Genomic DNA, 20,682 nt, shown 5'->3' with positions numbered 1-20,682 from the left:
TGATATGTCTCCTGTCAGCCTGCCGTGATGCCCGCGTCGAGCGAGAGGCAGGCGCCGTGAAAGCCACGACCGGCGGGGGAGGCGAGCAGCACGACAAGGTCGGCCACGTCCTCCACCTCGACCTGCCCGCGCAGGCCGGAAAAACGCTTGAGCAGTTCGAAGTCGCAATTCTCGGGTGGGGTGAAGTTGGTCGCGATGTTGGTGATCATGCCGCCGGGCGCGACGGCGTTGATGCGGATGGGTTTCTTCTGGAATTCCATCGCCATGGCCTTGGTCATGCCGACAAGGCCCCACTTGCTGGCGCAATAGGCGGCGGCATAGGCCTCCCCGATGTAGGACGCGCAGGAGGCGACATTGACCACCGCGCCGTTCGCTTCCAGCAGGTGCGGGATCGCCGCTTGCGAGAGGAAGAACGGTGCGTTGAGATTGACGTCGATAGTGCGTTCGTACCGCGCCTGCGGCATCTGCGGCGTGTTGGCGAGGTAGATCAGCCCGGCGACATTGCAGAGCGCGTCGAGGCGGCCGAATTTCTCCACCGCATGGGCGATGACGGCATGGCAGGCGGCAGGATCGGACAGATCCGCCACTTCGCTCCCCACCTTGCGGTCGTGCGGGGCGAGCAGCTGCGTGGTTTCGGCAAGGCCGGCCTCGTTCACGTCCACCAGCCAGAGGTCGCAGCCTGCTTCTGCCAGTTTCATCGCGGTCATGCGGCCAAGACCTGAGGCTGCGCCGGTGACGACGGCGGCCTTGCCCGTCATGTCGAGGGTTTTGAAGATCACGCTCATTTCGTCGGTTCCGTTTGGTTCAATGCGGCGTCGAGGAAGGGATCGGCGGCTCGCGCCAGTGCGTTGTCGGGGTTGGTGATCGCACCCAGCAGGTCGACATCCTTGCGCAGCAGCTTGCCGCCATGGGCAAAGGCCGAAGGGCTTGGCAGGCGGGCATAGACTTCGAAGCCGAAGCTGCGCCCGCTGGAATGGCGGACGAGATCGGCCAGCGCCGCGCGATCGATGTCCAGCGCATCGCCCAGCGAAAGTGCGGCATGGGCAAGGCCCATATTCGCCGCCATCAGCGCATTGTTGACGATCTTGGCGCGCTGTCCGGAACCGACTGGCCCCAGCAGCACGGCCTTGCCCGCAAAGCTTTCCATCACCGGGAGCGCCTGCGCAAAGGCCGCCTCGCTGCCGCCACACATGACGGTGAGCGTGCCCGCCGCCGCGCCTGCGCCACCGCCGCTGACGGGGGCGTCGAGCAGGACGATGCCGCGCGTTTCCGCCTGCGCCGCCAGTCGCTCGCAGGTCTCAGGCAGGATCGTGGAATGGATGACGAGGACGCTGCCGCGCTTCATCGCCGGGATCAGCTGCGCGCAAATCTCCGTAACGCCCGCGTCGTCGACCACGCAGACGCCCACGTGATCGCAGCGTTCGCCCAGTTCGGCGACCGATGCCGCGCGAAGTGCCCCCTTGGCGACGAGATCGTCCGCCGCTTCCGGTCGCCGGGCCCAGACGGTGAGTTCGTGGCCCGCCGCCAGCATCCGCTCCGCCATCGGTGCGCCTTGCGAACCAAGGCCGATAAATCCGGTCCTAACCATGCCAGGGGAGCCCTTTTGTGACCTTGTCGATCATTTCCAGCACCACGCCTTGAATGCGCGAGGCTTTCGGCCAACCGGCATGGGTGCCGTATTGCAGGCAGAATTCCAGCATCTCCGCGGGTTGGCAGTTGCCACTCGCCATGGCGGCGTGGATGTGGCTGCGGATCGGGATTTCGGCGCCGGATTCGCACACGCCCACTAGCGTGATCCAGCGGCGCGAAGGCTCGTCGAGGCCCCGACGGCACCACATCTCTCCAAAGACGAAGTTGTTGATGCCTTCCAAATAGGGTGTGGCCGGCGGGCCGGGCGCGAAAGTCATGACTTTCGCGAATTCGTCATGCCCGCGCTGGCTGCGTGCATCCGGATCCCACGGTTCCGGGCAGATCGGCGGTACATCGGCCGGCGGTAGGCCGAGTTCATTGGCGACCCGCGTTACCGCACGGTCCAGCTTTCCGCCATTACCCCAGCCGGCGTAGACGGCGAGGTGCAATGCCGCCTCGCGCAGTTCGGCAAGGCTAATCGCCTCGGTCTTCAGCGCACCGCGCACGAAATCGTCGATTTGACTGTCCTGCAATCCACAGGTCACCGCGCTGGCGATGGCGACCAGAAAACGCGGGCGGCGCGGCAAGCCGGGACGGGTCCAGACTTCGGCGAAGACGAAATCGCGCCAGGATTGTTCGAACAGCGTCGCCGGCTCGCTGGAGGCGCGCGCGGTGACTTCGGCTTCGGTCGCAAGGCCGCGCATGGCGCGGTCGGCGGGGTCGTGCAGTGCCATTGCGGTCTCCTCAGTCCTGAAGGTTGACCCAGACGTTGCGGACCTGCTGGAATTCGCGCAGGCCCTCGATCCCGCCGAGGCGGCCGTGTCCGGAATGCTTCATGCCGCCGAAAGGTACGCAGGGCGTCATTGCCTCCCCCGATCCGTTGACCTGCACCTGCCCGGCCATCATCCGCTCGGCGACGCGGTGCGCGCGGGTGAGATTGGTGGTGTGGACATAGGCGCCAAGGCCGTAGTCGCTGTCATTGGCGAGTGCGACGGCCTCTTCCTCACTGTCGAACGGGGTGACGACGAGGACCGGACCGAACACTTCGTTGCGGGCGATCTCGCTGGTGGGAGCAACCCCGGCGAGCACGGTGATCGGATAGAAGTACCCTTCGCCGTGATCGCCTTCCATCCGGGCGCCACCGCAGAGCACTTCGCTGCCTTGTTCGGCACCGCGACGGACCATGCCGTCGATCCGGTCCAACGCAGTCTGCGAGATCACCGGGCCCATGAAAGTGTCCATTGCGAAGGGATCGCCCACCTTCACATGCGCGGCCATGGCCTTCAGCATCTGGAGATAGGGTTCGTAGATCGCCCGCTCGACAAGCAGGCGGGTGCCGTTGACGCAGCCCTGTCCATTGGCGCTGACGGCCCCGGAAAGCCCACGCTTGGCGGCGGCCTGAAGGTCCGCATCGGCGAAAACCACGACTGCCGACTTACCCCCGAGTTCGAGGCCCACGGGCTTGAGCGTCTCTGACGCGCTGGCGAGAATCTTCTTAGCGGTGGCGCCGCTGCCGATGAATTCGATCTTGTCGATGCCGGGATGGCTGACCATCGCCGCGCCCACGTCCGGTCCGCCGGTGACGAGGTTGACTACGCCTGCCGGGAAGCCGGCCTCGTGGATCGCCTCCATCAGCTTCATCAGCGACCACGGCGCCAGTTCGGGCGCTTTCAGCACCACGCAATTGCCGGCGGCAAGGGCGGGGGCCATGACCATCGTGGCGGCGAACAGCGGGCCATTCCACGGCACGATGATGCCGACGGTGCCGTAAGGCTCGTACATCACGTAATCGTGCGCCGGGCCGCCCCAGGTGGAGACGGTGCGGCCGTCGATCTTGTCCGCCCAGCCGCCGAAATAGCGGAACTTCTGCGCGGCATCGAGGCTCATGTGGCCGCCCGCGATCAGGATCGAGCCGTTTTCGGCCGTGAGCAGCGGGCTCATTTCCGCAGCCTTGGCCTCGATCACGGAGGCAAGGCGGAACATCAGATCGCGGCGCTTGTCGCCCGGCAAGGCGCGCCATGCGGGCTGCGCGGCCTTGGCGGCGGCAACAGCGCGGTCTACGTCCGCCGGGCTGGCCAGGCGGATCTCGCGGGTTACGCGGCCGGTGCCGGGGTAGACATGGCCCCAGTCGGCGCCGCTGCCGGATCGTGCGCGTTCGTCGCCAATGACCAGCGAAATCTCGGGAAACGCCGAGATGTCGGGATGTTGGAAGCCCATCCTCGTTCCATTCCTCTCCAGTGGCGACGCTTGGGGCCGCTCGGTTGTGGGTGAACGGTATGAGGGCAAATATACGTGGTCAATTGACTTGAATTTGCCGAAAATACGCCGAAAATGTCGCTGAAATCGGAATACTATGCATAGTATTGGAGGGGCGGATGGAACGGGCGCGCGGACGGCGCAGGGGAACCAATCTGGTGGCGCGCACGACGGAGACCTTGCGCGACCGAATCTTCGCCTGCCCGCCCGGCACGTTGCTGGGGGCGCTGCACCAGCTGGCGCGCGAACTGGAGGTGGGAATCGTCACGCTGCAGCAGGCGGCGCGCGTGCTGGAACACGAAGGTCTGCTGGAAGTGCGGCGCGGCCCCGGCGGCGGCTATTACGGCGCACGGCCGGACGATGCTGCGCTGGAGCGGTCGCTATCCTCTTACATGCGCATGCATCCGGCAGGGTATCAGGAGGCGCTGGACATGACCTCGCTGCTGTTCACCGAACTGGCGACGGCGGCCGCGCGGTGCACCGATCCGTCCTTGCTGGCGCGATTGAAGGCATTGGGCGAGGAGACGGCCCATTGCCGCAGCATGGCGGAGTTCGGTCAGTTCGAGGAAGCGTTTCAGGAACTGTTGTTCCAGATGGTCCGTCGTCCGCTGTTCGAGATGTTGACCCGCGTGACGCTTCATCACGCATCCGGTGAAGGGGCCACTGTGGTGGAACTGGCCGGGATCGGCGTCGAAAGCTGGCGGCAGGGGCGGCAACGGATCATCGCTGCCATTCTGGCCGGCGATCCGGACCTGGCGCGGTTCGAGGCCAATCGCCAGAACCGGGCCGTGGTCATGGCACATCGGGGATGAAAAATCCCGATTCGGGCCAAAATCGGCTCCGAGTCGCGGTCAGACGGCGCGCAAAAAGTCAAAGTCTCCAACCGCGCCAGCCGCTTGCTGGCCGGGGAAAAAATCTTTGATTGAACGCAAAATATAGCGTTCTTCCCTAAGGGAATTCAGTTAAGATCGTTTGTGCAGATCAACAGGGGCCGTTTGGCATATGTCAAAAGATGCACGTATTTATTCGATAGATGGTGGCGTACTTCCTGCACAATCCGACGCAAAAAGCTTGACGGATCAACTCGATGAAATTCTGAAGCTGCTGCATGCCGAGTTTCCGGAAGCAGCTGCGATAAGCCTCGATTTCAACGGCAAGCTTCATGTGCACATCGATGTTCGCAAGGGTGAGGACGTTCCACTTCTGGAAGCTCGTCTTTCATTGCTGGAAGGCGGTCGGTTTACTCAAATCGCCCGCGGCGCAACGCCGGGTCATCCATTTTCGCACCGCATCAGCGCGCTGATTGCCGAGTAAGCTTGCAGAGCATCGGGGCGTCGCGCCGAACGACGACGCCTGAAAGAGATACAGGGAGTTTTGTGAGCCATACGCGCTTTCCCGCGAAGGGAAGGAAGGATGCCTGCAAGGCAACGCTCGCCTTCTTGAGGGACGGCCGCCAGATTCCGTCCATCGGCTTTACAGCGCGGGCAGTGATTGCTCCGCGAAGCCCCACCCGCGAAGCGATCCGGCGCGATCGATCAGTGTGGCGGCATCGTCGATCGAGTAAGGATGGGCGTTCTTCATACCATCCAGTTCGTCCCAATCGATCGGCACCGCCACCGGTGCGCCGGCCCGCGCACGGGCGGAATAGGGCAGGACGGCAGTACTGCCGCGCTGATTGCGCAGCCAATCGATGAAGATCCGGCCCTTGCGCTTGGCCTTGCTCATCGTCGCGACATAGCGGTGGGGCTGTGCCTGGCTCATGGCTTCGGCAAAGCGATGCGCGAAGTCCTTGTGCGCGTCCCAGTCATGGTCCGGTTTTAGCGGCACGACCACATGGACGCCTTTTCCGCCGGACAGCATGGCAAAGCTGACAAGGCCCAGATCGGCAAGCTGGCCGCGGATTTCCTGCGCGGCCTTGCGGCAATCGGCGAAGTCCAGGCCCTCGTCCGGGTCCAGATCGAAGATCATGCGATCGGGCTTTTCCACCGCATCGGCGCGTGATGCCCAGCCGTGGAATTCGATCGTGCCCATCTGCACGCAAGTGAGCAGACCCTCCACATCGGAGAGATAAAGGTAGTCTTCCGTCTCGCCGCCCTTTTCGCGGATGGCAACGTGGCGGACGTGGGAGCCGAAAGCGCCGCTGTCATGCTTCTGGAAAAAGCATTTCTTGGCGCGCCCCTGCGGGCAGCGGACGAGGCTAACCGGGCGGTCCGCCGCGAAAGGCAGCATCAGCGCGGATACGTCGGCGTAGTAGTCGGCCAATTGCCCCTTGGTCTGGCCGCTTTCGGGAAAGAGCACGCGGTCGGGGTGTGAGATGGCGATGGTCGGTTTCGCATCGGGCATGGGCTGGGCCTTCTCCTGCGTGACGTTACCGGCCGCCTTGTCTCCGCGCAGGCCCAGAAAGCTGGCGTGGCGCACGCGGCCTTCGCCGGTAAACTCCGCAAAGGCGATCTCCGCGACCAGCTTGGGCGTGAGCCAGGTGACGCCGCGCGCCTCTGCCTTGTCCACCTCCAGCGCCGGAGTTTTGCGTTCCAGCTTGGCCATGCGCGCGGCAAGGTCTTCGAATATCGCGCCGTCGAACCCCGTGCCCACCTTGCCGCGATAAATCAGCGACTTGCCTTCGTACTGCCCCAGCAGCAGCGAGGAAAACGGCCGTCCTTTCGCGCTCGATCCGGACCAGCCTACCACCACGAATTCCTGACGGCGCGAGCACTTCACTTTCACCCAATTACGGGTGCGGCGGCCGAGATAGGCGGCGTCTACGCGCTTGGCGATCACGCCTTCCTGCCCCGCCGCGCACATCGCGCGGTACAGCCTTTCGCCGGCACCGATCACATGGTCCGCCACGACGATCGGCGGTGACGCTTCGGCAAGCAGGGCTTCCAGCCTTTCCTTGCGTTCTATCTGCGAGCGGGTGGTCAGATCCTCGCCATCGATTTCGAGCAGGTCGAAGGCATGGAATTCCAGCGCGTCGTTCGGCCCCTGCGCCCCGTGCCCGCGCTTGAGCACGGATTGCAGCGAGGAAAAATCGGGATTGCCGTCTTTCCCGCGCGCGATGATTTCGCCGTCGATCAGCGCCGGCGGCAGGTCCAGCGCGGCAAGGGCTGCGGCGATCGGGCCGAACTTGTCGGTCCAGTCCAATCCGCTGCGCGTATAGACGGCCACGCTGTCACCCGCCGCGGCGATAAGGGCGCGATAGCCGTCGAACTTGATTTCGTGCATCCACTGATTGCCGGTGGGTACATCGTCCACCAGCGTGGCCAGTTGCAGCTTGCGGAATTTCGGCGGCCTTGGTGCCGGTGCGGGCCGGCGCTTTGGCGATTTGATCTTGGCTTCGGCATGTTCGGCCGCCTTGGCCATGGTTTCGGCGAAGGCCTTTCCCTTCTTGCCGGCAAGGGACTGGGTGCCGGCCTTGTCGCTCTCGATCTCGGCCATGGAGCGGCCGGTCAGCACGCTGGTCAGCCCCTCGTCGACCAATTTGTCGCCCGCGACCACATGACCGTCGGCAACCTTGCGCAGCAGCCAGTTCTCGCGCTTTTCGCCGGGGCGGCCCTTCATGCGGACCAGCAGCCATTCGCCTTTCATCCGCTCACCATGGAGGCGGAAATGCAGGTGTCCGTCGTCAAGGTCTGCCGCGGACTTGCCCTCGATGGGTTCCCATGTGCCCTTGTCCCACAGCATGACGGTGCCGCCGCCATATTCGCCTTGCGGAATGCGTCCTTCAAAGCCTGCGTAGGAGAGCGGATGGTCTTCGGTGCGCACGGCCAGTCGCTTGTCTTCGGGATCGGCACTGGGGCCGCGCGTTACCGCCCACGATTTCAGTACGCCGTCCACTTCCAGGCGGAAATCCCAGTGTAACCGCCGCGCCGCATGCTTCTGCACGATGAAGAGATTGCCGGCGGCGCTGCGTTCGGCCTTGCCGGCGGGCTCCGCCGTCTTCGCGAAATCGCGCTTGGCGTTGTAGGTGGCCAGCGGATCGGTGGCAGACTTGCGCGTCGCCACGGATCAGGCCCGCTTGCGCCTTGCCGGCGCGGGCGACTTGGGCGTGCTCGGCTTCTTCGCGGGCGTCTTTTTTGAAGGCGCTTTCTTGGCAGCCGCCTTTCCGGCCGAACCGCCTTCGCCGACCGACTTGCGCAGCGCGGCCATCAGGTCGATCACATTGCCCTTGCCGGCGGCGGCCGGCTCCTCGACATCCTCCAGCACGCGGCGGTTGGACTTCGCCTTGGCCTTCCTGTCGATCAGCCGGTGGAGCGCGTCGATATATCGGTCGTGAAACTCGGCCGGGTCGAACCGCGCGGTCTTTTTCTCGATCAGCGTGGTGGCCAGATCCAGCAAGTCCTTGTCGGGCTTCGCATCGCCGATGTCGCGGAAATAGCCCTGCGCCTTCTTCACCTCATCGGCATAGCGCAGCACTTCCAGCACCATGCCATGGCCGCAAGGTTTCAACGAGACCAGCTGCTCGCGCCCCCGCACCGCCAACTGTCCGACACCGACCTTGCGACTGGCGCGAAGAGCCTCACGCAGGACCACATAGGCCTCTTCGGCCAGATCGTCGGCCGGGACGACGAAATAGGGCTTTTCGTAATAGAGTACGTCGATCTCGTCGGCTTCGACGAATTGCACCAGTTCCAGCGTGCGGCGGCTTTCGATCCGCACCGCCTCGATCTCTTCCTCGTCCAGCAGGACGTAGTTGCCCTTGGAAATCTCGTAGCCCTTGAGGATCTCTTCCCGGTCGACCGGGCCGACTCCGGGGGCGACCTTTTCATAGCGGATGCGCTTGCCGCTGGGCTCGTGGATCTGGTGAAACTGGATCGCCGCGCCCGACCGGGTGGCCGGATATATCTCCACCGGGATCGAGACCAGCGCCAGTCGGATCTGTCCCTGCCAATACGCGCGTTCGGCCATCGCCCGGTCCTTTCGGGGGGATAAGCCGCCAGGGTGGTCGGGGGTTCCCGGTGCGATTGGGGGCAAGGATTGCCCCACTGTCGCGGATCCATCACCAAACGGTAATCTTCCATGCGCAAAGGAAGCTTTTTCAACGACCGCTATGGCCATATGGGCCATGCCGGCTATGCAGGCTGCTGATGAGTGCATTGCTTGTTCTTGCCGCCGCCGCGCTCCAGCCGGTACCGGCCGCTGCTTCCGTGCCGCCGCTCGCTGCCGAGGAACTGCGCCGCATACCCGCCGAAGAGGCGCGGCAGGGCGCGACTGCCGGACACGGATCGGTCTATGCCATCGGCAATCACGAAATCGGTCGTTACGATGCCAGGACCGGGCAGCGCGTCGCCCGCTGGGATGGCGATCCGGCGCGCTTCCCCCATCTCAATTCCTGCGAACTGGAAGGCCGCGACCTGATCTGCGCGGCTTCCAACTACCCGCAAGTGCCGATGTCCAGTGAGGTGCTGCGGTTCGATGCGGCCGCGCTGAAGCTGCGCCGCATTCATTCGCTGGGCCATGGACACGGATCGCTGACCTGGCTGAGCCGCCGCAATGGGGCCTGGTATGCCTGCTATGCCAATTACGACGGCAAGGGCGGGGAGCCGGGCCGTGACCATCGCCAGACGACACTGGTACGGCTGGATGACCGGATGCGCGAGACCGGACTATGGGCATTCCCCGATAGCGTGCTGGACCGTTTCGCCCCGCGCAGCGCTTCGGGCGGAAGCTGGGGCGACGACGGCCTGCTTTACGTGACCGGGCATGACCTGCCCGAAATGTACGTGCTCCGCATCCCGGCCCAGGGAACGGTGCTGGACCATGTCACCACGATCGCACTGCCCACTGATGGGCAGGCGATCGGCTGGGAAAAGGGGCAGGCCCGCGTGCTCTGGTCCATCGAACGCAAGAGCGCCGAATTGGTCGCCAGTCGGGTTCCCGCAGTAAAGTTCCCGCAGTAAAATAGCCGTCACCGCGCCGAGCGATCCGCGCGGTGCGGTGACGGAAGGATCCGAAATCAGCGTGCGGGGGTGAAAATCACGCCTGAACGCAGCAACACGCGCGCCAGATCGCCAGCTTCCTCGGGCCGGTTCCAGATGTGGAATGAGGCGCGCAGGATATTGCCGCGGAAATCGTGCGCGAAACCGGCGACGGACAGGGCGGCAGTCGCGGCTTGCGGGTCGTCGCAAAGCAGGCAGAGCGTTCCGCTGCGCGCCGACCAGCCGAGCGATTGGCCGGCCTCATCCTCGAAAGCGGCGATGCAGGCGCGGTTGTTGGCGAGAACCTGGGCTTGCCCAACCTCTAGCATTGTCCGGATGCCCTCGGCCGCGAGCGCGAAGGGCGCGATGGACGGCGTGCCGCCCTGAAAGCGGCGCGCGTCGCCCGCATAGCGGAAGTCGCGAATGTCGAAGGCGAAGGGTTCTTCGTGCGCGAACCAGCCGACATCCAGCGGCGCCAGCGTGGGGGTCAGGCCGCTGCGCACCTGCAAGTAGGCCGCGCCGGGGCCACCGCAGAGCCACTTCACGCAGGAGCCGATCAGCGCATCGGCATCCCATTCTTGCGACGGGACGGGCAGAATTCCCGCAGATTGGGCCAGGTCGACGATCGAAATCGCACCATGCTGCCGGGCTAGCGCGGTGATCGATGACACCGGAGAGACAAGGCCGGAGTTGGAATGGACGTGCATGGCGATAACCGCCGCAACCGTTCCGTCGAAGTGCCGTTCCCAAGTAGCCGGATCGGATGGGTCTTCGCTGGCAGGGATGAAGCGCGCGCTCAGGCCCAGGCGGGCGAGAGGTGCCAACACGAAGCCGATGGTCGGAAACGCCTGTTCGCTGAGCAGCACCACATTCTTGTCAGCCTGCGGTTTCAGGCCGGAGAGTAAGGTGAAAAGCGCAGCGGAAACGCTGGTTTGCGGGGCCACGGTTGCCACATCGACGCCGAGCAGCGTCGCGACGGCAGAGCGGAAATCCTCGATAGTATCCAGCCAGTTCGACCACGCGTGGCCGCCCTTCGTTCGCCAGGGTTCGAGCACGCCCGCCTCCAGCGCGCCCATGGCAGAGCGCGGCAGGCAGCCGACCGAGTGGGCGAGGAGGTAAGGGCCGCCTTCCGGCAGATGGAACAGGTCGCGCGCTTCGTTCATGCAGCGTCAGCCTTAACCTCGGGATTCTTTGGCGCAATGCTGTCGCGCACGCGGCCGTAATCGTGGCCCCAATCGTCGGTCATTTCCACGCGGACATCCCACAGCGCCGGGAAGAAGCGGTGCTTCGCGCCAGCCTGCAAGAGATCGACTGAACGACCCTTGAGCGAGGCTGAACCCATACCTATCGAGCGGTGGATCAGGAAAATGTGGTGCCAGCGGAACTTGCCGAACAGTTCGTCCAGTTCGATCAGTGCTTCGGCCAGAATATAGGCCTCATCATGGGCAAAGCCCTGGTCGTAGATCTCGCGCACGGTGCGGCCGGCGCCGGAGACATAGGCCTTGTCGAAGGTATGCCATAGCTCCGGAATGAAGCGGAGCAGCACGCGGAAGCCCGGCGATTCCTGCCCGCTGCCGTTGCCGAGTTGCAGGCGGATTTCCTGATATTCGCGCGGCGACATCGTTTCCAGCAGGTCCAACTGGGCGGTCATCAGGCGCATCAGCCGGTGGCAGCGGCCCAGCAACGTATTGGCGCGCAGGGCCTGCTTGGCAGCGATGCACTCATCAATGTCGAGCACGGTGGAGGCGATCAGCTTCATCCACAGTTCCTCCACCTGATGGACGATCTGGAACTGCAATTCGTCGGCATTGCACAGCGCGTCCCACGGTTTTTGGCAGGCCAGTAGGCTGTCGGTCTTCAGATAGACCTCATAGTCCAGCGCGGCGGGCGCCCCCAGCTGTTCGTAGACTTTCGCGCGGTCCATGGCCTCTCCCTTTCCTGTGCTTATGGAGCGAGCACGATAGCAGCGACAGGCTGAAACATTGGACTTGATTGGACGGCGATTGCAGCAATCTGGAGAACAGAATAAACGATTTCGACAATTCTGGAGACCGTTTGTTCCATGCCCGATCTCGATCCCTTAGACATGCGCCTTTTGCGCGCGCTGGAGCATGACGCGCGGCTGTCTTTCGCCAGCCTTGGCGAACTGGCGGGGGTTTCCAAAACGCCCAGCTGGAAGCGCGTACAGGCGATGGAAAAGGCTGGCGTGATTGCCGGTTATCGTGCGGTGATCGACCCTGCCGGCATCGGCCTTTCGACCAGCGCCTTCGTGCAGGTTTCCATCGAGTTCGACCGGCACGAGGCCTTCGAAAGTGCCGTGCAGGATGAGCCCGCCGTACTGGCCTGCCACGCGACGGTGGGGGATTTCGACTACCTGCTGCAAGTCGCCACCGCCGGTGTTCCCGAACTGGACGACCTGCTGCGCAACCGCCTGCGCCGGCTGCCGGGCGTGCGCCATTTCACCACCACGCTGGCCATGCGCGACATCAAGCCGCGGGCTTACCTGACCGATGCGGCGGGTTAGGGGAAGGATGTCTCGGGCCGCTAAGCACCTCTCGTCATTGCGAGCGTAGCGAAGCAATCCAGGGCGGTTTGCGCGACTCTGGATTGCTTCGCTACGCTCGCAATGACGAGGTGAGGTGTCTGGCCAAACCTTGCGCCTGCCCTCACCCCCGCCCGTGTGGGGCATCGAGGTCCAGCAGCGGCCCCACCGGCACGATCCCGGTGGGATTGATGGTGCGGTGGCTCTGGTAATAGTGCCCCTTGATGTGCTGGAAATTCACCGTGCCGGCGACGCCCGGCGTCTGGTAGACATCGCGCAGGAAGCCCTGCAGCGCGGGATAGTCCGCGATGCGGCGCAAGTTGCACTTGAAGTGGCCGACGTAGACCGGATCGAACCGGATGAGTGTGGTGAACAGACGGATATCCGCCTCCGTCATGCTGTCCCCCACCAGCCAGCGCTGCGTCGATAGCCGCTCCTCAAGCCAGTCGAGGCTGGCGAAAAGCTGCTCAAAAGCGTCTTCGTACGCCTCCTGCGACGTGGCGAAGCCGGCCTTGTAGACGCCGTTGTTCACGGTGTCGTAGACGCGCGCATTCACCTCGTCGATTTCCGCGCGCAGGGCCGCCGGGTAATAGTCGCCGGGGCAGGCGCCGATGCCGTCGAACGCGGAATTGAACATGCGGATGATTTCGGAGGATTCGTTGTTGACGATGGATCCGGTCTGCTTGTCCCACAGGATCGGCACGGTCACCCGTCCGGTATAGTGCGGGTCCGCCTTGGCATAGACTTCGTAAAGGTAATGCGCGTGGTTGACCGTATCGGGCACCACACCCGGTGCCGGATCGAAAGTCCAGCCGCGTTCCAGCATCAGCCAGTTCACCACCGAAACATCGATCATCGTGTCCAGCGCCTTCAGCGCGCGGACGATCAGCGTGCGATGCGCCCAAGGGCACGCGAGGCTGACGTAGAGGTGATAGCGCCCCACCTCGGCAGGAAAGCTTCGGCCGCCCTCTGCAATGGGCGTGCCGTCGGCGGTTACCCAGTCTCGGAAAGAGGAATCCTTGCGGACGAACCGGCCGCCGGTCGATTTCGTATCGTACCAGACGTCCTGCCAGACGCCGTCGACCAGCTTGCCCATCGTACTGCCTCATTTCCTTGAAGGGGGAAGGGGCAGCATCGGCCTTTTGCGGGGGCCTGTAAACCGTTCCGGAAAAAGCAAACCGCCCCGGCCGGCCGGATTCCGGCGGCAGGAGCGGTTTGCAGGGTGCGGCGCGTCGACGAGGGGGCGGGGGTGTGCGCCGGCGCGCCGCGGACGGCCTGATGGAGACGGGCTTTAGAAGCCGATCGCCACCGAGCCGCGCAGGGAAAGGTTGGTGTGGCCGTGGCGATCCTCTGCCGCCAATTCGCCCATCATCGTCAGGCCCACCGAACCGCCGATGGCGCGCAGGCGCGCGAACCAGCCGCTGGTGCCGTCATCGCCTTCAAGGCGGAAATCCTGGCCGCCTTCAAAGTGCGCAGTGGTGGCGCCGATGCCGCCGCTGACCACTTCGCGCCAGCCGCCTTCGGTTTCCATGCGGAACCAGTTGTCGTCACGGCCGGCTGCGGTCATGAAATCGACGCCCACGGTCATGCCGCCGTTCACGCCCAGCTCGTCGCTTGTGCGCGATGCCACGGTGAGGTCCAGCGCCTTGCCGCCGCCGGTTTCGGTGTAGCCGTCTTCCTTCAGGCGCACGTAGTCGATCGAGACGGCCGGGCGGAAGAACAGGTACTTGCCGCCGCCTTCGTAGGAGACGCCTGCCGCGCCGGTAACGAAGTTGCCGTTCCAGCTGCCATCGATCGTGCGCTTGACCGTGTCGGTGCCAGCCGTGCCGGCGAACGTGCGTTCGCTGTCATAGTTGCCGAAGCCGACCGAGGCGCGGGCATAGCCGGCCAGCGGGCCGCTCTCACCGCGCCAGTGGCCGGCGAATTCCCAGGAGTTCGACTTGATCTCGCTGGCCGCGCCGCGCGTGTAGCGGTTCCACAGGTACGAGAACGTGCCGCCGAAATAGCCCACGCCGGTGGCATATTCGCCGCCCAGTGACATGGCATAGCCCTGCAGGTTGTAGGCCGCGCTGGCACCGGCGTTCTTGTCGCTGCCCCAGAACGAGAGGTTCAGGTGGGTGAGGAAGCGCGAATCGCCGAAGACCGGGCTCTGCGGATCCTGAAGCTGGCGGATCAGCGTACGGGCGCCCAAGCTGATGCCTTCGAATGCGCCGCCGGCATGATCGGGCAGCATTTGGCTGACGTGTTCGCGGAAGGTATCGCCGTCGGTATCGGCCAGGAACACCTTTTCGATGTCCGCATCCTTGCCCAGCGCGGCGAAGATCGCGTTGTAGCCGGCCGCCTGAGAGCGGTTGAGGCCCAGTTCCTGCACGGTGCGGCGGGCTACGTCGACGACGATGACGTTGGCGGGCGCATCCTCGTCCAGCGTGGCCTTGAACATGTAGGGCACAAGATCGGCGGAGGCCTTCAGCTTGTCCCGCCCGGTGAGCGATCCGGCGGTGAGGACCTGGTAGCTGCCCTCTGCCGTGGAGATGTCGGCCAGCTTGATGGAGAGCTTGGCGCCGTCCGCGAAGTTGGCGTTGCCGGCCACGGTATAGGCCGAGCCGAGGCCGGCGGCCTTGTTCAGGGTGACGGCCAGCACGCCGTTCGCGCCGACATCCAGCGATCCGATCGAGGCGGGCTTGTTGAGGTCCAGCGTGCCGCCGCTGACCTTCAAGGCAAGGTTGCCGGCATTGGCCAGCGCGCCGGAGAACACCGCGCTGTCGGACAGCGTCAGCGTGTCCGCTCCGCCACCGAAATCGACCGTGCCGACATAGCGCGAGGTGCCGGCAAGGCTCATCGCGTCGGTGCCCGAACCGAAGGTAACGTTGCCCGTCTGCACCGCATCGCCGGAAAGCGTGAGCGTGTTGTTGCCGCCACCGAACGTGACATTGCCGGTCACTGTGCCGTCGGCGATGGAGAACGTGTCGTTGCCGCTGCCCAGCTTCACGTCGCCGGTGATGGCGGGGGCGGCGAAGCCCGATGCCACCTGCGTCTGCCGGATGGTGACGCCGCCGGTGTTCGCCGAGAGATCGATCGCGATGTTGCGGCCGCTGTCGGCCTTGGCGCCGGTTGCGGAGATCGTGCCGCTGTTCTCGATCAGGTTCAGCGTGCCGCTGGAATCGCGGATGGCGACGGCGGTGCCGTTCTCACCCGTCACGGCCTTGATCGTGCCGGAGTTGCGCAGCGTCGGCAGGCTGGCGCCGGCGTCGATCTTCACCGCAGTCGCTACCGAGGCGGCGGTGTTGCCGCTGGTGGCGGAGATCGTGCCGCCGTTCTGCACCAGCGGCGTGCTGGCGCCCGCGCCGAAGCGCACTGCGGTGGCGGCGGCATCCTTAGAAGTGGCGGCGACCGAGCCGGTCACGCCGACGCCATTGGCAATCGTCACCTTGCCGCCCAGACCGCCGATGACGAGGCCGTTGCCGTCCACGCCGGTGTAGACGCCGTTGCCTTCCACGCCGCCTTCGATCTGCAGGCCAAAGCCGCTGGCAGTACCGGCCACCGCGCCGATGGCGACATCGCGATTGGCCGCGCCGATCACCATGGCCGGCGCCTTGCCGTAGGAGGCGACCTTGGCGTTGCCTTCCTTGGCATCGTCGATTCCGTCACCGTCTTCGTCCGCCTTGTTCGGGTCGGTATCTTTCGGTGCCACGGCCAGCACGATGCCGCCGCTGACATTGCCGCCGATCACCAGAGCGGAACCGCCCTGCAGCAGATCGTCCGCGTCCAGCTTCGACGGGTCTGCGGGCGAGGTGTTGTAGCGATAGCCGGTGGAGGCGATGTTGCCCTGAACGACCATGGCGCCATTGATGTCCCCGCCGAACTGCGCGGCCACCGCATTCAACCCCTGCGCGCCGACCGATCCGGCCAGGCGCACGTTGCCGTTGATCGCGCCCGCCTTGACGCCCACGACATTGTCGCCGCCCACGGTGGTGGTGCCGTCATGCGTGAAGGCGCCGTTCAGCGTGCCGCCGATGGAGATGCCGGTCGAATTGTTGCCCTCCACCGCGATCGTGCCGCTCTGGGTCAGCTTGCCGGCGTGATCGCCTTCGATCTTTATGCCGGTGCGGTTGGAGCCGATCGCGAAGGGACCGTCGAGGTCGCCGTCCTTGTCGGTATCGGTGGCGGTGTAGGTCTCGTCGATGGTGATCGTGCCGGTGTTGACGATGTCGCCGGTGGTTCCCGCCAGCACGCGGATGCCGGTGGCGCCATCGGCATTGGTGATTGTGATCGCGCCGGCATTGGACACCGCGTTGTTGCTGTCCATCGTGATCGCCGTGCCGGACGCCAGCACCACGGAACCGTCCTTGGTCACATTGATGGCGTCGGCCGTGCCGTTCTTGATGGTGGAAGTGAGGAGCGGGGTGGTCTTCTTGGTGGTCACATCCTCAGCCTGAGCCGCAGTCGCCATGGTGAGCAGCGCGGTGGAGGCCAAGAAGTAACCGGGCAGGTAGCGAGGCATCGTCGTCCCTTCAGATCGATTTCGAAGGGGAAGACGGAGGCTTTTGGGAGTGACCTTGAAAATAATTTGGGTGGGGGTGTCTCGCCCCAACTCGCCACATAAAGCTTCGTCATTCCCGCGCAGGCGGGGATCCCGCTTTTCTTTGCGGGCGTGGCGCGAAGGAAGCGGGGCCCCCGCCTTCGCGGGGGCGACGGGTTCGGTTAGTGGCGGGCTGAGGGCTGCCAGCTGCCCATTTCCTATGCTTTATGCCCCATGCCTCAGCTCCATGCCTCAGCTCCATGCCTCAGCTCCATGCCTCAGCCCCGTGCCTCAGCCCCGTGCCTCAGCCTCATAACCGCCCCCTTGCTCGTCATTGCGAGCGTAGCGAAGCAATCCAGGGCAGTTCAGCGCCGCCCTGGATTGCTTCGCTACGCTCGCAATGACGAAGGTGGGTGGGGAGGGCGAGGGGACAACTGAAGGCGCGTGGTCGCGGCCGCGGGCAGGACGTATGCCCAGCGCCAGCCACATACCCGCCTCCCGTTCAGAACTTCGCGTCGAACCCCAGTCGCACGGTACGCGGGCGCAGCGGCGTCACTTGCTCACGGCCCGTCGCGAGCGGCGTGCCCAGCGCAAAGCGGTTGCCGCGCTCGTCGGCAAGGTTGGTCACGCCCAGCGTCACGCCGTAGCCCGGCGTGCCAACGCGCATGTCGAAGCCGCTGTCGAAATAGTCGCCCTGCAGCATTCCCAGATCCGGCCCGATACCCAGCCGCGACTTGCCGAGGTAACTGCCCCAGGCATTGGCGGAGAGGGCAAGATCGTCGGTGAGGTCCCGGTTCCACGCCAACGCCGCGCGGCCGGCGAAGCGGGCGATGTTCGGTACCTGCATCTGCAAGGCGTCCAGCGCACCGGCGGCGAACTGGTACTTGAGCGTGCTCTGAGGATCGGGCTTGTCGATCCGGCTGTGGTTGAACGCTGCACCCGCTTCCAGTCGCAGGCCATGCGCAACCTGCATGCCGCCTGAAACGCTGGCCGACCAGACGCGGCCGTCGCCGATGTTGGCGGTGCTGGGCAGGCCGGCGCTGTCGGTAAAGTCCGCCTGAATGTCTCGCCAGCGGGTGTAGGACAGGCTGACCGCCAGATCGAACGGGCTCACCCCCGCCCGGCCGTGACGCGCGCCGATCTCCACGGTGCCGGTGCGGTCGTTGCGGAAGCGGCGGACATAGTCGCTCTCGATCGCGAAGCCGCCGGGGCGGAAGCCCTGCTGATAGCGCAGATAGAGCTGATCTTCGGGCGAGAACTCGGCGTGCAGCGCCAGAGAGGGCAGGAAAGCGGTGAAATCGCGCTTCGCCGTCACGCCCTTCATCGCCATGGCATAGGCGACTTGTGGCAGCACATCCTCGCCATCGCCGCCCAGCCGGGCCTGCGTGAAGCGGCCCCCGGCGGTGGCAGTGAACGGTCCGCGCAAGTGCAGGCTCGCCTCGCCGTAGAGCGTGAATTCGTCCACCGTATTGCGCACGCCGGTCGCCGTGCTGCGCAGCGCCAGTTCCTCGAAATCGCGCGTCAGCGTGGTGCGGTTGTGGGTGTAGCTGGCACCGATCAGCCAGCCGAAGCCATGCCGTTCCGGCTGCCAGAGCCGGGTTTCGTGCGCGATCATGTGCGTCGCATTGGCCTGTTCGAACAGGCGCGGCGGGCCATCTGGTTCGCTGGCGTCGTAGCGCTCATGCAGGTTCTGGCGGACCGCGCCGGTGGTGGAGCGCAGTTCCAGGCCGCCGATCCGGCCGGAAATCACCAGTTGCCCCAGCGCATAGTCGGCCTCCGAACCCTCCCGGACGCGGGCGGAGTTTTCCAGCGGCTTGCCGTCGCGATCGGCATACTGGCTATCGTCCGCGCCGATGGACTGGGCAAGGCCGATCACGTCCACCGTCCAGTCCGGCGCCAGCTTCACGCGCAGCGCGGCGCGGCCGCCCAGCACATCGGTGCGGTTGACGTTCTTGCGGCCGAGCAATGGCTTGTCGATGTAACCGCCATAGCTGGCGGTATCGAGTGTGGCGCGGAATGCGGCCGTATCTGCCGCGATCGGCAGGTTGACGGTGGCGCTCAGGTCGCTGGAAGGGCCGCCGTGCTGGGTGAGCGCGCCGCCAAGGATGATCGATCCGCCGGTCCGGTCGAACTCGGGCGGATTGGGCACCAGCCGGATGATCCCGCCCAGCGATCCCGCGCCGTAGAGCGTGCCTTGCGGGCCCTCCAGCACTTCCACGCGGGCAAGGTCAGACAGGCGCAAGTCGGGATCCGGCGCGTTGTAGGTCAGCCGCATATCGCCGAGGTACTGGCCCACCGTAGCCTGCGTCGGGCCGGTGAAGCTGGAATCGGCAATGCCGCGAATGAACAGCTTGTTGCGCCCGCTACCCAGATGCGTGGAGGCGACGGTGGCAAGGCGGCGAATGATCTTCTCGCTGCCGCCGACGCCGCCGGTGGTCAGGCTGTCTCCGCTGAGGATGGTGACTTGCGCGGGCACTTGCTCTAGCCGCAAGTCGCGCTTGGTGGCAGTGACGACGATGGCTTGCGGCGCCGGTTCCGGTTTAAGCGCAGGAGCCGGGCGTGGCGGCGGAACCGGCACGGAAAGACGCGTCGGTGGCGCGCTTTCCAGCCGCCATGCCATGGGGCCGACCGGCACGGCACGGGCCCCGGCGGCGCGCGCCAGCCGGGCTACGGCCTCATGCGCCGCCATCCGCCCTTTCAACGCCGGGATGCGACGACGGGCCAGAGCGGGGTCGGCAATGACGATGCTGGTGCCGGTCTGCCGCGCCAGTTCGATGGCGGCATCGCCGGCCGATCCTTCGCGTGTCGCCACGGCCGCCAGCTGCGCAGGCGTCTGCGCGGCAGCGGGAAGCGGCACGGCATATGCCGTCGCAAGAAGAAGCAATGCGCGGCGCATGGGATCAGGGGCGGCCGATCACCCAGACTTGCCCCTCATGCCGAACCTGAAGGCCCAGCAGCGCGCCGATCATCTGCGGATCGTCGTGAATGGGGGTGACGAGAATGGAGCCGGAAACCGGCGTTTCGGATCCGGGCTGCGCGGCAAAGGCAATGCCGGTGGCGCGGGTCAGCCTTGCGGCGACTTCGGAGAGCGGTGTGGCATCGAACGTCAGCCGCCCTTCACGCCATTCGCCCACTTCGCGGGTGGGCACATGGCCCAGCGTGACGTTGCCGGCGTCCGCGACCAGCCTGTCACCGGGCGCAAGGCGCAGGTTCTCGCCCTTCGGATTGTACCCCACCGCGCCTTCGGCCACGCCGACGCTCAGGTGCGCGCCATCGCGCGAAACGTCGAATACGGTGCCCAGGTCGACGAGCGTGGCGTCGCCCGCCTCGACATGGAACGGGCGCGCGGCGTCGTGGCGCACGGTGAACAGCGCCTGCCCCTTGTCCAGCACGGCATAGCGCGGATCCTTGCGGTCCAGCCTGACCACGGTGCCGCCGGCCAGATCGATGCGGGTGCCGGTTTCCAGTTCCACCGTGCGCATCTGTCCGGGCGCGGTTTCCACGGCATAGATATCCCGCGCTTGCGTCTGCCAGAGCCACACACCGCCGATCAGCGCGATGGAGGCGGCGATGGCGCTGCCCAGCCAGACGCGGCGGGTTGGGGCGGCAACGTGCACGTCGTCGATCACGTCGTTCGCGGGCGCCGCAGCGGCCAGTTCCACCGCGTCCAGCACGGCGGCGCTCACGGCGTCATAGGCGCGGGCATGGGCGGGGTCGGCCTCCAGCCAGAGCATGAAGCCGTCCCAGTCGTCGAAACCGGGTTCGCCGGTCCGCACGGCCCAGCGGGCCGCTTCCTCGCGGATCATCTCGTCACTCATCAC

16 protein-coding genes are annotated in these 20,682 nt (G+C 65.4%); 4 read left to right on the top strand and 12 right to left on the bottom strand.

Translation table 11 applies throughout. The features are described 5' to 3' along the window. Positions 1–14: 14 nt before the first annotated feature. From ACZ1JC_RS21505 to ACZ1JC_RS21490, 4 genes are read right to left on the bottom strand one after another with little or no spacing between them, the layout of a single operon-like run. Positions 15–785, bottom strand: a complete 771-nt coding sequence (locus ACZ1JC_RS21505; RefSeq protein WP_465138227.1) for an SDR family NAD(P)-dependent oxidoreductase — start codon at positions 783–785, stop codon at positions 15–17. Continuing rightward, complete coding sequence (locus ACZ1JC_RS21500) at positions 782–1,588, bottom strand: NAD(P)-dependent oxidoreductase (RefSeq protein ID WP_465138228.1); 807 nt, start codon at positions 1,586–1,588, stop codon at positions 782–784. Before ACZ1JC_RS21500 ends, ACZ1JC_RS21505 begins: the two co-directional genes overlap by 4 nt. Then, positions 1,581–2,363, bottom strand: a complete 783-nt coding sequence (locus tag ACZ1JC_RS21495; protein WP_465138229.1) for a carboxymuconolactone decarboxylase family protein — start codon at positions 2,361–2,363, stop codon at positions 1,581–1,583. The genes ACZ1JC_RS21500 and ACZ1JC_RS21495 overlap by 8 nt, the downstream gene beginning before the upstream one ends. Before the next feature lie 10 nt (positions 2,364–2,373). Then, on the bottom strand, positions 2,374–3,846 hold the full coding sequence (locus tag ACZ1JC_RS21490; protein WP_465138230.1) for an aldehyde dehydrogenase family protein: 1,473 nt from the start codon (positions 3,844–3,846) through the stop codon (positions 2,374–2,376). Between the two features lie 197 nt (positions 3,847–4,043). On the opposite strand from ACZ1JC_RS21490, the gene ACZ1JC_RS21485 reads away from it, so the two are divergent. Continuing rightward, positions 4,044–4,697: a FadR/GntR family transcriptional regulator gene (locus ACZ1JC_RS21485; protein WP_465138231.1), complete on the top strand. Its 654-nt coding sequence runs from the start codon at positions 4,044–4,046 to the stop codon at positions 4,695–4,697. Between the two features lie 190 nt (positions 4,698–4,887). Then, complete coding sequence (locus tag ACZ1JC_RS21480) at positions 4,888–5,199, top strand: hypothetical protein (protein ID WP_465138232.1); 312 nt, start codon at positions 4,888–4,890, stop codon at positions 5,197–5,199. Between the two features lie 159 nt (positions 5,200–5,358). Here ACZ1JC_RS21480 and ligD read toward each other — a convergent pair whose 3' ends face one another. Next, on the bottom strand, positions 5,359–7,887 hold the full coding sequence (gene ligD / locus ACZ1JC_RS21475) for a DNA ligase D (RefSeq protein ID WP_465138233.1): 2,529 nt from the start codon (positions 7,885–7,887) through the stop codon (positions 5,359–5,361). A 3-nt stretch (positions 7,888–7,890) separates the two neighbouring features. Continuing rightward, the gene (ku, locus tag ACZ1JC_RS21470; protein WP_465138234.1) at positions 7,891–8,790 is read right to left on the bottom strand and encodes a non-homologous end joining protein Ku; all 900 of its coding nucleotides are present in this window, start codon (positions 8,788–8,790) and stop codon (positions 7,891–7,893) included. Positions 8,791–8,969: 179 nt separating this feature from the next. On the opposite strand from ku, the gene ACZ1JC_RS21465 reads away from it, so the two are divergent. Continuing rightward, a complete protein-coding gene (locus ACZ1JC_RS21465; protein WP_465138235.1) occupies positions 8,970–9,782 on the top strand; it encodes a hypothetical protein in 813 nt (270 codons plus the stop codon). A gap of 56 nt (positions 9,783–9,838) precedes the next feature. On the opposite strand, the gene ACZ1JC_RS21460 is transcribed toward ACZ1JC_RS21465, so the two are convergent. Beyond that, positions 9,839–10,963 carry an aminotransferase class V-fold PLP-dependent enzyme gene (locus tag ACZ1JC_RS21460; protein ID WP_465138236.1) on the bottom strand — a complete coding sequence of 375 codons (1,125 nt, stop codon included), beginning with the start codon at positions 10,961–10,963 and terminating at the stop codon, positions 9,839–9,841. After that, complete coding sequence (locus tag ACZ1JC_RS21455) at positions 10,960–11,724, bottom strand: tryptophan 2,3-dioxygenase family protein (RefSeq protein ID WP_465138237.1); 765 nt, start codon at positions 11,722–11,724, stop codon at positions 10,960–10,962. Before ACZ1JC_RS21455 ends, ACZ1JC_RS21460 begins: the two co-directional genes overlap by 4 nt. A gap of 138 nt (positions 11,725–11,862) precedes the next feature. Between ACZ1JC_RS21455 and ACZ1JC_RS21450 the strand changes: the two genes are divergently transcribed. Continuing rightward, entirely contained in the window at positions 11,863–12,324 is a 462-nt protein-coding gene (locus ACZ1JC_RS21450) for an Lrp/AsnC family transcriptional regulator (protein ID WP_465138238.1), read from the top strand. Positions 12,325–12,466: 142 nt separating this feature from the next. On the opposite strand, the gene ACZ1JC_RS21445 is transcribed toward ACZ1JC_RS21450, so the two are convergent. The 4 genes from ACZ1JC_RS21445 to ACZ1JC_RS21430 form a co-directional block, all read right to left on the bottom strand. Further along, entirely contained in the window at positions 12,467–13,438 is a 972-nt protein-coding gene (locus ACZ1JC_RS21445) for a glutathione S-transferase family protein (RefSeq protein WP_465138239.1), read from the bottom strand. Positions 13,439–13,633: 195 nt separating this feature from the next. Further along, positions 13,634–16,843 (bottom strand): autotransporter outer membrane beta-barrel domain-containing protein, encoded by a 3,210-nt coding sequence (locus ACZ1JC_RS21440; RefSeq protein ID WP_465138240.1) that lies wholly within the window; start codon positions 16,841–16,843, stop codon positions 13,634–13,636. Positions 16,844–17,363: 520 nt separating this feature from the next. After that, positions 17,364–19,757: a TonB-dependent receptor gene (locus tag ACZ1JC_RS21435; protein WP_465138241.1), complete on the bottom strand. Its 2,394-nt coding sequence runs from the start codon at positions 19,755–19,757 to the stop codon at positions 17,364–17,366. A gap of 4 nt (positions 19,758–19,761) precedes the next feature. Next, on the bottom strand, positions 19,762–20,679 hold the full coding sequence (locus ACZ1JC_RS21430) for a FecR family protein (protein ID WP_465138242.1): 918 nt from the start codon (positions 20,677–20,679) through the stop codon (positions 19,762–19,764). Between the last annotated feature and the right edge of the window lie 3 nt (positions 20,680–20,682).

This window comes from Sphingomonas sp. BL-S-28 (genome assembly GCF_055521515.1).
Note: the sequence above shows the minus strand (reverse complement) of the source record. Positions and strands in the feature narration are given on the sequence as shown.

Bases quoted from the DNA above. Each gene is read 5' to 3' on its own strand.
- ACZ1JC_RS21505 (WP_465138227.1), bottom strand. From the start codon at position 785: ATGAGCGTGATCTTCAAAACCCTCGACATGACGGGCAAGGCCGCCGTC.
- ACZ1JC_RS21500 (WP_465138228.1), bottom strand. From the start codon at position 1,588: ATGGTTAGGACCGGATTTATCGGCCTTGGTTCGCAAGGCGCACCGATG.
- ACZ1JC_RS21495 (WP_465138229.1), bottom strand. From the start codon at position 2,363: ATGGCACTGCACGACCCCGCCGACCGCGCCATGCGCGGCCTTGCGACC.
- ACZ1JC_RS21490 (WP_465138230.1), bottom strand. From the start codon at position 3,846: ATGGGCTTCCAACATCCCGACATCTCGGCGTTTCCCGAGATTTCGCTG.
- ACZ1JC_RS21480 (WP_465138232.1), top strand. From the start codon at position 4,888: ATGTCAAAAGATGCACGTATTTATTCGATAGATGGTGGCGTACTTCCT.
- ku (WP_465138234.1), bottom strand. From the start codon at position 8,790: ATGGCCGAACGCGCGTATTGGCAGGGACAGATCCGACTGGCGCTGGTC.
- ACZ1JC_RS21465 (WP_465138235.1), top strand. From the start codon at position 8,970: ATGAGTGCATTGCTTGTTCTTGCCGCCGCCGCGCTCCAGCCGGTACCG.
- ACZ1JC_RS21460 (WP_465138236.1), bottom strand. From the start codon at position 10,963: ATGAACGAAGCGCGCGACCTGTTCCATCTGCCGGAAGGCGGCCCTTAC.
- ACZ1JC_RS21455 (WP_465138237.1), bottom strand. From the start codon at position 11,724: ATGGACCGCGCGAAAGTCTACGAACAGCTGGGGGCGCCCGCCGCGCTG.
- ACZ1JC_RS21450 (WP_465138238.1), top strand. From the start codon at position 11,863: ATGCCCGATCTCGATCCCTTAGACATGCGCCTTTTGCGCGCGCTGGAG.
- ACZ1JC_RS21445 (WP_465138239.1), bottom strand. From the start codon at position 13,438: ATGGGCAAGCTGGTCGACGGCGTCTGGCAGGACGTCTGGTACGATACG.
- ACZ1JC_RS21440 (WP_465138240.1), bottom strand. From the start codon at position 16,843: ATGCCTCGCTACCTGCCCGGTTACTTCTTGGCCTCCACCGCGCTGCTC.
- ACZ1JC_RS21435 (WP_465138241.1), bottom strand. From the start codon at position 19,757: ATGCGCCGCGCATTGCTTCTTCTTGCGACGGCATATGCCGTGCCGCTT.
- ACZ1JC_RS21430 (WP_465138242.1), bottom strand. From the start codon at position 20,679: ATGAGTGACGAGATGATCCGCGAGGAAGCGGCCCGCTGGGCCGTGCGG.